Source organism: Candidatus Symbiopectobacterium sp. NZEC127 (assembly GCF_025962675.1).
Lineage (GTDB): Bacteria > Pseudomonadota > Gammaproteobacteria > Enterobacterales > Enterobacteriaceae > Symbiopectobacterium.
This window is the reverse complement of sequence record NZ_JAGFPG010000017.1, coordinates 1-1,237: the sequence shown is the minus strand read 5'-3', so window position 1 is coordinate 1,237 and position 1,237 is coordinate 1. Positions and strand designations below refer to the sequence as shown.

Sequence of the window (1,237 nt, the reverse complement as noted above, 5' to 3'; positions counted from 1 at the left end):
CGCACAAGCGGTGGAGCATGTGGTTTAATTCGATGCAACGCGAAGAACCTTACCTACTCTTGACATCCAGAGAACTTTCCAGAGATGGATTGGTGCCTTCGGGAACTCTGAGACAGGTGCTGCATGGCTGTCGTCAGCTCGTGTTGTGAAATGTTGGGTTAAGTCCCGCAACGAGCGCAACCCTTATCCTTTGTTGCCAGCGATTCGGTCGGGAACTCAAAGGAGACTGCCAGTGATAAACTGGAGGAAGGTGGGGATGACGTCAAGTCATCATGGCCCTTACGAGTAGGGCTACACACGTGCTACAATGGCGTATACAAAGAGAAGCGACCTCGCGAGAGCAAGCGGACCTCATAAAGTACGTCGTAGTCCGGATTGGAGTCTGCAACTCGACTCCATGAAGTCGGAATCGCTAGTAATCGTAGATCAGAATGCTACGGTGAATACGTTCCCGGGCCTTGTACACACCGCCCGTCACACCATGGGAGTGGGTTGCAAAAGAAGTAGGTAGCTTAACCTTCGGGAGGGCGCTTACCACTTTGTGATTCATGACTGGGGTGAAGTCGTAACAAGGTAACCGTAGGGGAACCTGCGGTTGGATCACCTCCTTACCTAATGATACTGATTCTGTGAAGTGTTCACACAGATTGTCTGATGAAAATGCTGAGCAAAGCACCTGTTGATGAATGAGTTTCTGACTCATGCTGATACGAACCGATTAGAGCAGTTGTGTTAATCGGGTTTTCGTGTCCCCATCGTCTAGAGGCCTAGGACACTGCCCTTTCACGGCTGTAACAGGGGTTCGAATCCCCTTGGGGACGCCATACCGATAATGAGTGAAAGACATTATCACCGGTTCTGCCGAACCGACAATAACGTAAAGATGACTTTCGAGTCGTGTTTACGATATTTGCTCTTTAACAATCTGGAACAAGCTGAAAATTGAAACGAGCAATAGTGGCTCACTACTACTATTGTGATTCTCTCAAGCTTTCACATCCGAAACATTTTCGGGTTGTGAGGTTAAGTGAATAAGCGTACACGGTGGATGCCTAGGCAGTCAGAGGCGATGAAGGGCGTGCTAATCTGCGAAAAGCGTCGGTAAGCTGATATGAAGCGTTACAACCGACGATACCCGAATGGGGAAACCCAGTGCAATCCGTTGCACTATCATGTCATGAATACATAGTGGCATGAGGCGAACCGGGGGAACTGAAACATCTCAGTACCCCGAGGA

At 49.2% G+C, this 1,237-nt stretch carries 1 tRNA gene and 2 rRNA genes; all 3 read left to right on the top strand.

The features are described 5' to 3' along the window. Positions 1-611 (top strand): 16S ribosomal RNA (locus tag J5069_RS23645); the annotation flags it as partial. A 137-nt stretch (positions 612-748) separates the two neighbouring features. After that, positions 749-824: transfer RNA gene (locus J5069_RS23640), tRNA-Glu, on the top strand. Between the two features lie 197 nt (positions 825-1,021). Continuing rightward, a 23S ribosomal RNA gene (locus J5069_RS23635) occupies positions 1,022-1,237 on the top strand; the annotation flags it as partial.